This is a genomic window from Microbispora rosea (assembly GCF_044460045.1).
GTDB lineage: Bacteria > Actinomycetota > Actinomycetes > Streptosporangiales > Streptosporangiaceae > Microbispora > Microbispora rosea.
In genome coordinates this window covers 801,753-814,318 of the sequence record NZ_JBITJO010000004.1, presented here as the reverse complement: position 1 = coordinate 814,318, position 12,566 = coordinate 801,753, and the positions used below count along the sequence as shown (strand labels likewise).

Genomic DNA, 12,566 nt, shown 5'->3' with positions numbered 1-12,566 from the left:
AGGTCCAGCCGTCCAGGGTGTCGATGACGACGGTCACGAGACCCGGCACCGCGAGTGGCACACGCCAGTGCCGGAGGCGGTCATGCCGTCTCATCCGGCGCGGAGACAGAAGGGGTGCCCGGCGGGGCTGGCGTAGACCCGGGAGCCCGTGGGCGGTGAGACGGCGACATCGCCCACGGGACTGAGACGACGGGCCCCGGCGGAGACCGCCAGACGGTCCGCGGCCTCCAGATCGTCGACCGCCAGATCGACGTGCATCTGCTGTGAACGGCCGCCGGGCCACTGCGGTGGAAGATGCTCTGGAGCCAGCTGGATCACGAACGCCGGAAACCCGTCGATCCGGAGAAAATGATGGGTCTGCGTCCGGGTGACGGTGCCGCCCAGCAACTGGTGCCAGAAGGCGCTCTCGGGCTCCAGGTCGGCAGCCTCCAGGAGCACCGCGCTCAGGGTGAACTTCATGACTTCCTCACTTCGGGATTCGTGGTCGTACGTGGTGCGGGTGAGCTTCGAGGACTGCCGGCGGTGATCGGTCACACCGCCGGGATGATGCCCCCGTCGACCCGGAATTCGGCACCGGTGAGCCACTTCGCGCGCGGCGAGGCGAGGAAGGCGATCATCTCCGCGACGTCCTCGGGCTCGCCCGGCCGCCCCATCGGCACGTTCAGGTGGTCCACAATCTGCTGTTTGACCTCCTCCAGTCCGGTGCCCTGGTGGTCCGCGATGCTCTGCAGGTGCTCCGTCGACCCCTCAGTGACGACGAAACCCGGCAGGACGCACACCACGCGCACGCCGTGCTTGCCCACGTCGGTGGCCAACTCACGGCTGTAGACGTTGAGCGCCGCCTTCGCCGCCGCGTACGGCGCCTCGGACGGCTGCGGCACCCGGCTGGCAATCGAGGAAACATGCACGACCACGCCGGAGCCCCGCTCCACCATCCCCGGCACCAGCACCCGGTCCAGGCGCACCGCGCTGAGCAGATTCATGTCGAGTTCGGAGCGCCAGGATTCGTCGGAACGGCGCAGCGTGGGCACCGCGCCGGTCGTCGCGCCCGCGTTGTTGACCAGCACGTCCACCCCGCCGACAGCGTCGATCACTCGTCGGCCGAGCACCGCCACGCCCTGCTCGGTCGCAAGATCCGCAGGGATGAACGTCGCCGGGAAGTCGTCCGGGGGCGCACTGCGTGAGGCGGTCAGCACCTGCGCGCCGGCATCGGCGAAACGGCGCGCGGTGGCCGCCCCCAGGCCGCGGCTTCCGCCGGTGACCAGCACGCGCAAGCCGCGGAGCCCCTCTTCGGGTACTGCCATGACTACTGCTCCTTCAGTAAGGTGAACCGGACTCCGGAACTATACTGAACCCGGTTCACCTTAAGGAGCAACTGTTGCCATCGTCACGACCGCTGCGCGCCGACGCCCAGCGCAACCGGGACGCCCTCCTCGCCGCGGCGCGCGACGCGTTCCTCGCCGGCGAGGCCGATGCGCACGTCGAGGACATCGCCCGACGGGCCGGCGTCGCTGTCGGCACGCTGTACCGCCACTTCGAAACGCGTGAGGCCCTCGTGGAGGAGGTCTACCGGCAGGAGGTCGCCGAGCTGTGTGCCGCGCCCTCGGCGCTCCTCGAACAGCACGCCCCGGACGAGGCTTTACGGCAGTTCCTGCTCCTGCTCGTGGAGCATGCCGCGGTCGGCAAGGGAATGGCCGCCGCGCTCGCGAGCATCATGGCGACGGACTCGCCGGTCTTCGTCGACGCGCGCGCACAGATGGCCGCCTGTCTGGACCGCTTGCTCGCCGCAGGCTCCGGGGCGGGCACGATCCGTGCCGACGTCGACGGCAAGACTCTCCTGCGCGCTATGGGAGGCGTCTGCAACCTGCGCGCCGCGGAAGGCTGGCGTGAGGACGCCGCACGGATAACCGCACTCCTCTTCGACGGCCTGCGATGCCGCGCCGACATCACGAGGGACTGATGTGCTCGGGGTTGCGTGAATGGCCGGAGAGGGTCCAGCTCGCGAGAAGGTCCAGGGCGCGTTTCGAGGATGAGCCGGCTTCCGCCGTGTAGACGAAGAGCGTCATGTCGGGGTCTCCGGGCAGGGAGAGCGTCTCGTACTCGACGGTCAGCTCACCGACGAGAGGGTGACGCAGCCGCTTGGAGCCGTGGGTGCGCTGGTGGACGCGGTGCTGCTCCCACCAGTGGGCGAACTCGCGGCTGTGGTCGCGCAGGTCGGCGATGAGGGCGGCGGTGGCCTGGTCGTCCGGGTCGCGGCCGGCGTCGAGCCGCAGGCTCTCGACCGCGGCCCGTGCCTGGAGGTCCCAGTCGACGAACAGCGATCGGGCGGCGTCGTCGAGGAACATCCACCGCGCGTAGTTGCGGTGCCGGGGCGGCATCCGTTCGAAGTCGGTGAACAACGCTTTCGCCATCCGGTTGGCGGCGAGCACGTCGGTGCGGCGGCCGAGGACGAGGGCGGGCTCGCCGTCGAGGGCGTCGAGGAACTGGTAGAGCCCGGGGCGTACGCGCTGGACGCCGCGGGCGCGTCGCCGGACGGGCGCCGCGGTCGTTCCGATGAGGTCGCGCAGATGCGCGCGTCCCGCGTCGTCGAGCCCGAGGGCGCGGCCGACGGCCTCGACGACCGCCGGCGAGGGGGTGATGCGCCGGCCCTGTTCGAGGCGGGCGTAGTAGTCGGCCGAGACTCCGGCCAGGAGGGCGACCTCCTCGCGACGCAGGCCGGGGACCCGCCGCACGCGGCCGTCGGGGGGCAGGCCGGCCCGTGACGGGTCGACCTGGCTCCGGGCGCGTCTCAGGAAGTCGGCGAGTTCGCGGTTGGTCTCGGCCATGACATCCAGTGTCTCTCTCGCCGCCGGATCCTGACTGGTCCTGTGCGTCCCAGGTTGCCCGGTGCGCGGTCGCACAGGGCGCGATATGGGCGTCCGCAGCCGGTCGCGGCGAAGGATGCTGGTGCTGTGCCGGTCACCGGGACCTCCCGGCCGGCGCCGCCGCCGAATCGGCAAGCACGGGCTTCGGCGAGCACAGGCTTCGGCGAGCACGGGCTTCGGCAAGCAGAGCCTTCGGCGAGCACAGCACTCGACAAGCACAGCCTTCGACATGCAGAGGATGACCATGAGCTTCCCGACAGATCGACCGGCCGTATGGTTCGTGACCGGCACCTCCCGCGGCCTGGGCCTCGAACTGGTCAGGCAGGTGCTGGCGCGCGGTGACCGGGTGGCCGCGACGACGCGGTCGTCCGAGCGGCTGCTCGCCGCGCTCGGCGACGGGATCGACCCGTCGCGGCTTCTCCCGCTCACCGTCGACCTGCGCGACGAGGCGGCGGTCGGTCGGGCCGTCCAGGAGACCACCGAACGGTGGGGAGGCCTGGACGTCGTCGTCAACAACGCGGGCTACGGCTTCCTGGCCGCGGTGGAGGAGACCGGCGACCGCGAGGTCCGCGACATGCTCGACGTCCAGGTCGTGGGCGTCTGGAACGTGCTGCGCGCCGCCCTGCCCGTCCTCCGGGAGCAGCGCGGCGGCCACATCGTCAACGTGTCCTCGATCCTGGGCCTGACCGCCGTCCCTGGCTGGGCGCTCTACTGCGCCGGGAAGTTCGCGCTGGAAGGGCTGAGCGAGGCCCTCGCCGCCGAGGTGGCGGACTTCGGCGTCGGGGTCACCGTCGTGGAGCCCGGCTACTTCCGCACCGACTTCCTCACCGAGGACTCGCTCGCCCTGCCCGCCGAGACGACCGCGCACTACCCGGCCATCCGCGCGATGGTCCGCGACCATCTCAAGCTCCAGGGCGGCCAGCTCGGCGACCCGGTCAAGGGCGCCGCCGCGATCATCGGCCGGGTCCTGGCGGGGGAGGGCCCGCTGCGGCTGCTGCTCGGCTCGGACGCCCACTCCTACGCCAGCGCCAAGGTCGAGGCCCTGCGGGCGAACGTCGAGGCCGCCGCGGGCACCGCGCCCGCCACGGACTTCCCGGCCGCCTGAACGATCAGTATCCGCGGTATCCGGTGCCGGTCTTCATGCCCACCACACCGGGCACGGCCGAGACCGAGCCGTAGCGCTCGATGGCATAGCGGACGCCCGCGATGATGTTGTCCACCGGGTTCCAGATGTCCTTGTGCCCGGGCAGCGACCAGCGGCTGAACGTCGGGTCGATGGTCTGCATCAGTCCCTTCGACGGGGTTCCGGCGGCCGCGTTCGAGTCCCAGTTGTTGATCGCGTGCGGGTTGCCGCCCGACTCGTGCCGGATGATCATCCAGATGTCGTCCCGGTTCATCTTCTCGACGGGGTAGCCCTGGGCCTTGAGTATCGCGACGGCCTGCTCGATCCAGTCCTTGACCTGTCCCGTGGGCGCGGGCCCGCCGCCGGCCGGCGGCGGGCCGCTGGGGCCGTAGCCGCCCGAGCCGCCGCTCCCGCCCGGGCCGCTCGCGCCGCTGAGGCTCGTCGGGTTGTACGAGGCGTACGTCGGGTGCGCCGTGTCACCGGGGGCGCCCGTGTAGCCGGGGGTGCGCTGCCAGTCGACGGTGTGCCCGTGCCGGGGCACGAACTCCTGTCCGCCCGGGTCGGGGATCTTGGCGAAGGTGAGCGCGCCGTCACGGTAGTCACCGCCGAGGCGGGCGCCCAGCGTCTTCGTGGCGTCGCCGACGGCCGTGGTCACCTGCTCCAGATGCGGCCGGGCGTCCTCGACGCCCCGGGAGACGATGGCCCGCAGCCCGCTTTCCAGCTCCTTGTCCGTGGCGTCCTGATGCCGGCCCCGGTAGGCCGCCGCCTCGGCGACCACGTCACCGCAGATGCCGTCGATCTTCGACTTGGCGCTCTCCAGCGCGGTGGCGACCTTCTCCAGCGCGCCCGCGCACGCGGCCAGAGCGTCGTGGAGGCCGTCCGCCGCCTTGCCGTACCTGTTCATGTACGAGACGAAGGCGTCGGCGGAGCGGCCCTGCCACGCGGCGTCCACGGTGCGCACGGCCCGGCCCACCCCGCCCGCGTAGTCCTGCGCGTCGCCGGCCGCGCCGCGCCACTTCCCGGCGATGTCGCGGATCGCGCCGGGGTCGCCGCTCACCTTCTGCGCCATGGAGGCCAGCTCCGCACCCCCCGGCAGGTCCGCCACGCCGCTCATACCTGCATCGAGGTGGACGTGGCCTTGTGGGCCGTCCGGACGTTGTCCTGCACGCTCTCCAGCGCCCGCTCGACGCCCTTCAGCTTGGTCCTCGCGTCGGCCGTTTCCGCGGTGAGCGCGGAGTAGGCCGCGTCGACGGCCGCCGCCAGCGCCGCCGCGCCGTCCACGTGCCCGAAGGAGGCCGCGCGGGTGCCGGGCGTCTCGGGCAGGCCGCCGTGCAGGCTCTCGTACTGGCCCCAGGCCTTGCTCACCGCCGTACGGCAGCTTTCGAGCGCCTGGAAGTGGATGTCGAAACCGGTCACGTGCTGCTCCTTTCCGTCCGTCACTCACCGTCCGGAGGAGGCAGGAACGCGGTCTGGGCGAGCCGCGCGCCGAACCTCCTGTCGACGTGGTAGCCCCGGCCGGGTGGCAGCGGATGCGCCCGGACGTTGCCGAATAGGTAACCCTCGTCCTTGTTGCCGGAGAGGATGACGGCGGGGCTGGCCATGTCCTTCAGCTTCTGGATGACCGGGTCGTACATGGCCCGGCCGGCGCCGCCCATCTGGCGCGACAGCACCAGGTGCAGCCCGATGTCCCGCGCCTGCGGCAGCAGGTCCACCAGGGGCAGCAGCGGGTTGGACGAGGTGGCGACCAGGTCGTAGTCGTCCACCACGATGTAGACGTCGGAACCCTGCCACCAGCTCCTCGTCCGCAGCTGCTCGGGGGTGAGGTCGGCCGGCGGCAGCCGCTTGAGCAGGGCACCGCGCACGTCGTTGACCAGCTCCTGGGCGGCGGTGCTCGACGCCGCGTAGCCGATGCGGTGGGCGGTCGCGGCCGAGTCGAGCAGCGATCTGCGGTAGTCGACGACGATCATCATCGCCTCGTGCGGCTCCCGCCTGGCCACCAGCCCCTCGGCGACGAGCCGCAGCAGGTTCGACTTGCCGCTCTCGGTGTCGCCCAGGACGACGAAATGCGGGTCGGCGTCGAAGTCGAGCAGCACGGGCGACAGCGTCGCCTCGTCGATGCCGATGGGGATCTTCGGGCCGGTCTCCCCGGGAGCGGGCAGCGCGGTCGCGGGCAGCACCGGCGGCAGCAGCCGGATCGCCGGCGCGGGCGGCCCCTGCCAGGCCTCCCTGACCGCGTGCACCAGACCGCGGACGCCCGCGGCGAGGTCCTCGGAGCTCTGCACGCCGTCGATGCGCGGCAGCGCGGACAGGAAGTGCAGCCCGTCCTTGGTGAGGCCGCGTCCCGGCACGCCCTCGGGGACCGCCAGCGACGCCTTCCTGTTCACCTCGGACTCGTAGGCGTCGCCGAGCTTGAGCTCGACCCTGGTGCCGAACAGGTCGCGGATGCTCGCCCGGAACTCCGACCACTTGTTGGTGGCCGCCACCACGTGGACGCCGTATCCGAGGCCCCGGGCGGCGATGTCGGTGACGACGGGTTCGAGGGACTCGAACTCCTGCCTGAGCGTGAGCCAGCCGTCCACGACCAGGAACACGTCGCCCCAGCCGTCGCCGTCGCGGCCGGACTCGGCCCGCATCCGCCGGTAGGCCGCGATCGACTCGATGCCGTGCTCGGCGAAGTCCGCCTCACGCCGCTCCAGGATCGTGGAGATCTCGGCGACCGTACGGCGGACGCGGTCGGCGTCGAGGCGGCTCGCGACGCCGCCCACGTGGGGCAGCGCCTCCAGCGAGGCCAGGGAACCGCCGCCGAAGTCCAGGCAGTAGAACTGCACCTCGCGCGGCGTGTGCATCAGGGCCATGCTCGTGATCAGCGTCCGCAGCACCGTGCTCTTGCCGCTCTGCGTGCCGCCCGCGACGCCGACGTGGCCCGCGCCTCCCGACAGGTCCAGCCAGTAGGGGTCGCGGCGCTGCTCGAACGGCCGGTCGACGATGCCGACGGCCGCGTGGAGCATGCCCCGGCCGCCCCAGCCCGCCGTGGTCAGGCCGTGCTCGGGGGTGACGGACAGCGGCGGCAGCAGGTGGGCCAGCGTAGGCGGCTCGGCCAGCGGGGGCAGCCAGATCCGGTGCGCGGGCGGGCCGTGGCCGGTGAGGCGGCCGACCACGACGTCGAGCAGGCTGTGCCGCGGTCCGCCGTGCTCCTCGGCGGGCGCCAGCTCCCTGGTCGTCTCGGTCACCTCGACGGGCGCGAAGGCGGTGCCGTACTCCACCACGTCGCGCACCGGCCGGCCGGGGTCGCCGGGCGTGGACCGCCCGGGGTCGGCGTGGTGGGGCCCGGACACGTAGGCGGCCTTGAACCGGGTCATCCCCGTGGTGTCGTACTTCAGGTAGCCGTTGCCCGGCGCGGGCGGCAGCTCGTAGGCGTCGGCGACGCCGAGCACGACCCGGCTCTCCATGGCGGAGAACGTGCGCAGGCCGATCCGGTACGACAGGTGGGTGTCGAGGCCGCGCAGCCGGCCCTCCTCCAGGCGCTGGGAGGCCAGCAGGAGGTGCACGCCGAGCGAGCGGCCGAGCCGTCCGATCATCACGAACAGGTCGATGAACTCCGGCTTGGCGCTGAGCAGCTCGCTGAACTCGTCGATCACGACGAACAGGGTCGGCATCGGCCTGAGATCCGCGCCCTGCTCCCTGGCCCGCTCGTAGTCGCGCAGCGACGCGTAGTTGCCCGCGGCCCGCAGCAGCTCCTGGCGGCGCACCATCTCGCCGTGCAGCGCGTCGTGCATGCGGTCGACGAGCGGCAGCTCGTCCTCCAGGTTGGTGATGACCGCCGACACGTGCGAGAGGGACTCCAGGCCGAGGAACGTGGCGCCGCCCTTGAAGTCGACCAGCACGAAGTTGAGGATCTCGGAGGAGTGCGTGATGGCCAGGCCGAGCACCAGCGTGCGCAGCAGCTCGCTCTTGCCGGAGCCGGTCGCCCCGATGACCAGGCCGTGCGGCCCCATGCCGCCCTGCGCCGACTCCTTGATGTCGAGCTCGACGACCCGCCCGTCCGCGCCCAGGCCGATCGGCACCCGCAGCCGGTTGCGCCCGGCGCGGGGCTGCCAGATCACCCCGGGATCGAGATGGACGGGGTCGCCCACGCCGAGCAGGTCGGTGAGCGAGGTGTTGACGCCGAGCACGTCCTGCGCCTCGCCCTGGGCGCCGGCGGAGGCGCGCAGCGGCGCGAGCTGCCGGGCCAGGCCCTCCGCCTGGGGAAAGCCGAGGAGGTCGGGGTCGCCGAGCCGGTTGCTCGACCGCCGTCCCGTGTGGTCGATCTTGACCATGTGGAAGCCGTCGGCCTGGACGTCCAGCCGGAGCGTGATCGCCTCGGGGACCGGTCCGGTCGCCGCGGACAGGTCGATCACCGTCACGCCCTGGATGGCGTCGGAGCCGAGCTGGCTGTCGTGCGGCACGTGCCCGCCGTCCACGATCACCACGTGGTACGGCAGGGCCTCGGCGGAGGCGCCCGGCCGGAACCTGGCCCGCTCCCTGAGCTCCTCCCCGACCAGCGCGTCGAGATGGGCGAGGTTCTCCGCCATGAGCCTGACCTGGCCCGCGGCGTCGGCCTGCTCCGGGTGCAGGGCGTGCGGCAGCCACTTCACCCACTCCCAGTGGGGCATCCACTCCTTGCTCGCGCAGATCATGATCCGCATGTCGTCGGGGGAGTGGAAGACGACGAGCTGGGCGATCACCGCCCGCACCAGCTCGCGCATCGCGGTGGGGTCGCCGGTGAGGTGGATGCGGGCGAAGGAGTGCAGGGCGACCGCGACGGGCAGCCCCGACACCGTGGCGTGCGCGCGGACGAACCGGCGCAGCGCCCCGGCCGACAGGGCGTCGAGGTCCTCCACCGGCTTGGTGTCCGGCGGGACGAGCTGGATGGCCAGCTTCTGCACGCCGGTGCCGAGCCGTACGGTCGCGAAGTCGTCGTCGCGCGGCCTGCGCTCCCACAGGCGCGGCCCCATCGCGATCCACCAGAGGGAGTCGGGCGGCGGCCCGCTCCACTCCAGCGCCTCCCGCTGCTGCACGGCGGCCCTGCGGACCTTCCTGCGGATCTGCGACAGGTAGCGGAAGTAGTCGCGGCGCAGCCCGTTGAGCCGGTTCCTGCGCTCGCCGGCGTTGCGCCCGAGCTGGCCGACGCTCATGCCGACCATGGAGACGGCGAACAGTCCGCTGGCCACGTACATGAGGGGGTTGCCGGTGCCGCCCGCCGTGAACATCAGCCCCATCGCCGCGCCGCCGGCCAGCATCGGCACGTACGTGAGCATGGACATCAGACCCTGCGGCTGGACCTCGGGAATCTCCGGCGGGGACTCCAGGAGGATCTCGCCACGGGGTGGCTTGGGGCCCGGGCGGCGCTCGGGACGCGAGACCACGACAATGCTCATCTGACTGACTTTTCTACCAGGTTTGCCGATATTTTCGGGCTGTCAGAGAGATCTTCGCGAGAGGATTCCCGCTGTGTCATCGCCGGTCCCCCTTCACGTCCAGCAGGGTGTCGTCCAGCAGGGCATGATTCACCACGGCCCGGGCCATCAGGGCACAGGTCATCAGGGCCCAGGTCATCAGGGCCCGGCCCAGCAGGGCGCGTTGCCGCAGGCGACCGTGCCGCTGCCGCCCCTGTGCCACGTCACCGTGGTCGCCCCGCGCAGGAAGGCGGACCTCGCGCTGCCGTCGGACATCCCGCTGCCGCACGTCATGCCCGGCCTGCTCCGCGCGGTCGGCGAGGCGGGGGGCGACGCCGCCGCGGCCCCCGGCTGGGTGCTTCAGCGTCTCGGCGGGCCGCCGCTCGACCTCGGCCAGAGCCTGGGGGCGCTGGGCGTCCTCGACGGGGAGGTCCTCTACCTGCGCCCGCGCGACGCGGTCATGCCGCCCGCGGTGTACGACGACGTGGCCGACGTCGTCGCCACCGGGACCAAGGAGGGCGGCGGCAGGTGGGAGCCGCGGCACACGAGGCTGCTCGGCATGGGCGTGGCCGCCGGGCTGCTCGCGCTCGGCGCCGTCGTCCTCGCCCTCGCGGCGGCCCCGCCGCGGCTCACGGCAGGGGTGGCGGGAGCCGTCGCGGTGCTGCTCGTCGCCGCCGGGGCCGTGGTGTCGAGGGCCGTCGGCCAGCCCACCGCAGGCGCCCTCGTCGGCTACGCGGCCCTGCCACACGCCTTCCTCGCCGGACTGTTCACGCCCGGCGCCTCGGGCGCCGTGCTGGTCCTCGGGGCGCCGAACCTGCTGGCCGGGCTCGCGTACACCGCGCTGGTGGCGACGGTCGGCGGCGTGCTGATCGCCGACGGCGTGGCCGGCTTCCTCGGCGTGGCGGTCGCGTCCGTCGCCGGGGCCGTGGGAGCCGGGTGCGTGATGGTGTTCGGGGGATCGGGCGCCGGGGCGGCGGCCGTGGTCGCGACGGCCCTGCTGGCGCTGAGCCCGCTCATCCCCACGCTGTCGTTCCGGATGGCCAGGGTGCCGCTGCCGCCGCTGCCCACCAGCGCCGAGGAGCTGCGCAGCGACAACCAGCGGATCGACGGCCCGCTGGTGCTCCAGCGGACCGCCCAGGCCCACCGGTACGCCACCGGCATGGTCATCGCGATCGCGCTCGCCTGCGTCGCGGCGGAGCTGCTGCTCGTCCAGCACGGCGGCTGGGTCGCCCGCGCCACGGCGGCGACGCTGGCGCTGGCGCTGGCCATGCGCGCGCGGGTGTTCGCGGGAGTCGCCCAGCGGCTGTGGATGGTCCTCACCGCCGCGGCCGGGGCCGCCACCCTGGCGTTCGCGCTGGGCACCGGCGCCGACGCCGTCGCCGAGGTGGCCGTGACGATCGGGGTGCTGTGGACGGCCCTGCTCGTGCTCGGCCTCGGCCTCTGGCTGCCCTCGGGCAGGCCCTCGCCGTTCTGGGGGCGGGCGGCGGACATCCTCGACGTGCTGCTGATCGTCGCGCTGGTCCCGCTCACGCTGGGCGTGCTCGACCTGTACGCCTGGGTGCGCGGCCTGTCAGGCTGACCGTCTCGAGCCGCGCTGAGGGCCGTCTCGCGGGGGCGGGGACGCGGGGGTCACGCGGCCGGTCGTACGGGGAGCAGATCGGGGCGCTTGGCGGTCCGGCCGTCGCCGGACGACCTGCCGAGGAGGCGCCGCACCAGCCACGGCCCGAGGAACGAGCCTGCCCAGCGCACCTCGGCGCCCACGGCACGCCAGCCGGCCGGGTCGATCGGGGGATGCAGTGGCAGCGTCCAGCCGTCGTCGCTGCCGGGCAGGCCGAGGGCGTGGGCCACGGCCGCGGCGATGCGCTCGTGGCCGAGCGGACTCGCGTGGAGCCGGTCGGCGCTCCAGAGCCGGGGGTCGGTGCAGACGGTGTGGTGCGCCGTCTCGGCGACCACGACCCCGTGTCGCGCCGCCGCCGCCCGGATGCGGTCGTTGAGGTCGAACACCCGCGACCGGAGCGGCCGGGCGATCGGTGCGATCTTCCCGACGTCCGGGAACGTGAGGGTCGCGACGCGGACGTCCGCCCTCGTGAGAGCGGCGAACATCGCCTCCAGGTGCCCGGCCACCCCGGCGGCGTCGAAGCGCGGCCTGATCAGGTCGTTTACGCCCGCGACGACGGTGACCAGATGGGGGCGCAGGGCCAGGGCCGGTGCGAGCTGCTCCGCCCGCACCTCCCCGGCGAGCCGCCCGCGCACCGCGAGATTGGCGTAGGTGACCTCCGGGTCCACGGCCGTGAGCCGCTCGGCGAGCCGGTCGGCCCAGCCCCGTGGGCGGGCGGGGTCGCCGTCGCCGAGCCCTTCGGTCTGGCTGTCGCCGAGGGCGACGTAACGCAGGCGCTCACCGCTCGGCACGGGCCACCTCCGGGCGGCGAGATGCCGGTACGGTCCCTTCGCCCGGCACGGCGGGGGTTCCCGCGCCTGCGACGGCCGCGTTCCTGTCGCGCAGGATCGCGGCGGTTCGCAGGCACCAGTCGCGGTTTCCCTCCTCGAAGGCCAGGCCGCGCAGGCAGGTGAGGTACGGCCCTACGCGCCGGCCCGAGCGAAGGAACTCCTCTTCGCCCAGGTCGCCGCGCATCTTCCGCAGGATCCGCCGGAACAGGTCGATTTTGGCCTCCGCCACGGCGGCTCGCTCCTCGACCTGCCGGATCAGCGGCCCGGCGTCGACGTGGTCGGCCGCCTGCACCTTGACGAGCAGGTCGTCGCGGACGAACGACGGCTTCGACGCTGCCGCCGCGAACCGCTCCAGCTCGGCGAGCCCGGCGTCGGTGACGTGGAAGAGGCGCTTGGCGGGCCGGGTCTCCTGGACCACCCGCCGCCCCGCGACCAGCCCCTCCTTCTCCAGCCTGGCCAGCTCGGCGTACAGCTGCTGGGGCAGGGCGTGCCAGAAGTTCGCCACGCCGACGTCGAACGCCTTGGCCAGCTGGTAGCCGCTGAGCTCCCCGTCGAGTAACGCCGCGAGGACGGCGTGCCGCAGTGCCATGAACCGCTCCCTTCGCTCTCCCATAGTCAAGGATATGACTATTCAACGACCTGAGTATCAGGAGATCCACGAAGTCGTGGGCTCGGTCAAGTGAGTCGAGGGCCGCG

At 72.9% G+C, this 12,566-nt stretch carries 11 protein-coding genes; 3 read left to right on the top strand and 8 right to left on the bottom strand.

What is annotated here, in order from left to right; genetic code table 11:
• Nucleotides 1–90 precede the first annotated feature (90 nt).
• A complete protein-coding gene (locus ACIBK1_RS21010) occupies nucleotides 91–459 on the bottom strand; it encodes a VOC family protein (protein WP_030508496.1) in 369 nt (122 codons plus the stop codon).
• Between the two features lie 71 nt (nucleotides 460–530).
• Complete coding sequence (locus ACIBK1_RS21005) at nucleotides 531–1,304, bottom strand: oxidoreductase (protein ID WP_030508497.1); 774 nt, start codon at nucleotides 1,302–1,304, stop codon at nucleotides 531–533.
• Between the two features lie 74 nt (nucleotides 1,305–1,378).
• Between ACIBK1_RS21005 and ACIBK1_RS21000 the strand changes: the two genes are divergently transcribed.
• The gene (locus ACIBK1_RS21000; RefSeq protein WP_396737039.1) at nucleotides 1,379–1,960 is read left to right on the top strand and encodes a TetR/AcrR family transcriptional regulator; all 582 of its coding nucleotides are present in this window, start codon (nucleotides 1,379–1,381) and stop codon (nucleotides 1,958–1,960) included.
• Here the strand turns inward: ACIBK1_RS21000 and ACIBK1_RS20995 are convergent.
• Nucleotides 1,947–2,825: a helix-turn-helix transcriptional regulator gene (locus tag ACIBK1_RS20995; protein WP_396737037.1), complete on the bottom strand. Its 879-nt coding sequence runs from the start codon at nucleotides 2,823–2,825 to the stop codon at nucleotides 1,947–1,949. The genes ACIBK1_RS21000 and ACIBK1_RS20995 overlap by 14 nt on opposite strands.
• 283 nt (nucleotides 2,826–3,108) lie before the next feature.
• On the opposite strand from ACIBK1_RS20995, the gene ACIBK1_RS20990 reads away from it, so the two are divergent.
• Nucleotides 3,109–3,969, top strand: coding sequence for an SDR family NAD(P)-dependent oxidoreductase (locus ACIBK1_RS20990; protein WP_030508500.1), 861 nt, complete (start codon nucleotides 3,109–3,111; stop codon nucleotides 3,967–3,969).
• Between the two features lie 4 nt (nucleotides 3,970–3,973).
• On the opposite strand, the gene ACIBK1_RS20985 is transcribed toward ACIBK1_RS20990, so the two are convergent.
• The 3 genes from ACIBK1_RS20985 to ACIBK1_RS20975 are packed head-to-tail and all read right to left on the bottom strand — an operon-like array spanning nucleotide 3,974 to nucleotide 9,404.
• Nucleotides 3,974–5,101, bottom strand: coding sequence for a WXG100 family type VII secretion target (locus tag ACIBK1_RS20985; RefSeq protein WP_030508501.1), 1,128 nt, complete (start codon nucleotides 5,099–5,101; stop codon nucleotides 3,974–3,976).
• On the bottom strand, nucleotides 5,098–5,403 hold the full coding sequence (locus ACIBK1_RS20980) for a hypothetical protein (RefSeq protein ID WP_030508502.1): 306 nt from the start codon (nucleotides 5,401–5,403) through the stop codon (nucleotides 5,098–5,100). The genes ACIBK1_RS20985 and ACIBK1_RS20980 overlap by 4 nt, the downstream gene beginning before the upstream one ends.
• Nucleotides 5,404–5,423: 20 nt before the next feature.
• Nucleotides 5,424–9,404, bottom strand: coding sequence for a type VII secretion protein EccC (locus tag ACIBK1_RS20975; protein ID WP_030508503.1), 3,981 nt, complete (start codon nucleotides 9,402–9,404; stop codon nucleotides 5,424–5,426).
• A 73-nt stretch (nucleotides 9,405–9,477) separates the two neighbouring features.
• Between ACIBK1_RS20975 and eccD the strand changes: the two genes are divergently transcribed.
• Nucleotides 9,478–11,001, top strand: a complete 1,524-nt coding sequence (gene eccD / locus ACIBK1_RS20970; protein WP_396723974.1) for a type VII secretion integral membrane protein EccD — start codon at nucleotides 9,478–9,480, stop codon at nucleotides 10,999–11,001.
• Nucleotides 11,002–11,051: 50 nt separating this feature from the next.
• Here eccD and ACIBK1_RS20965 read toward each other — a convergent pair whose 3' ends face one another.
• Together ACIBK1_RS20965 and ACIBK1_RS20960 are read right to left on the bottom strand one after the other, a co-directional pair.
• Nucleotides 11,052–11,831 (bottom strand): SGNH/GDSL hydrolase family protein, encoded by a 780-nt coding sequence (locus ACIBK1_RS20965; RefSeq protein WP_396737032.1) that lies wholly within the window; start codon nucleotides 11,829–11,831, stop codon nucleotides 11,052–11,054.
• Nucleotides 11,818–12,459: a PadR family transcriptional regulator gene (locus ACIBK1_RS20960; protein ID WP_396737029.1), complete on the bottom strand. Its 642-nt coding sequence runs from the start codon at nucleotides 12,457–12,459 to the stop codon at nucleotides 11,818–11,820. Before ACIBK1_RS20960 ends, ACIBK1_RS20965 begins: the two co-directional genes overlap by 14 nt.
• Nucleotides 12,460–12,566: the final 107 nt, after the last annotated feature.

Bases quoted from the DNA above. Each gene is read 5' to 3' on its own strand.
- ACIBK1_RS21010 (WP_030508496.1), bottom strand. From the start codon at position 459: ATGAAGTTCACCCTGAGCGCGGTGCTCCTGGAGGCTGCCGACCTGGAG.
- ACIBK1_RS21005 (WP_030508497.1), bottom strand. From the start codon at position 1,304: ATGGCAGTACCCGAAGAGGGGCTCCGCGGCTTGCGCGTGCTGGTCACC.
- ACIBK1_RS20995 (WP_396737037.1), bottom strand. From the start codon at position 2,825: ATGGCCGAGACCAACCGCGAACTCGCCGACTTCCTGAGACGCGCCCGG.
- ACIBK1_RS20990 (WP_030508500.1), top strand. From the start codon at position 3,109: ATGAGCTTCCCGACAGATCGACCGGCCGTATGGTTCGTGACCGGCACC.
- ACIBK1_RS20985 (WP_030508501.1), bottom strand. From the start codon at position 5,101: ATGAGCGGCGTGGCGGACCTGCCGGGGGGTGCGGAGCTGGCCTCCATG.
- ACIBK1_RS20975 (WP_030508503.1), bottom strand. From the start codon at position 9,404: ATGAGCATTGTCGTGGTCTCGCGTCCCGAGCGCCGCCCGGGCCCCAAG.
- ACIBK1_RS20960 (WP_396737029.1), bottom strand. From the start codon at position 12,459: ATGGCACTGCGGCACGCCGTCCTCGCGGCGTTACTCGACGGGGAGCTC.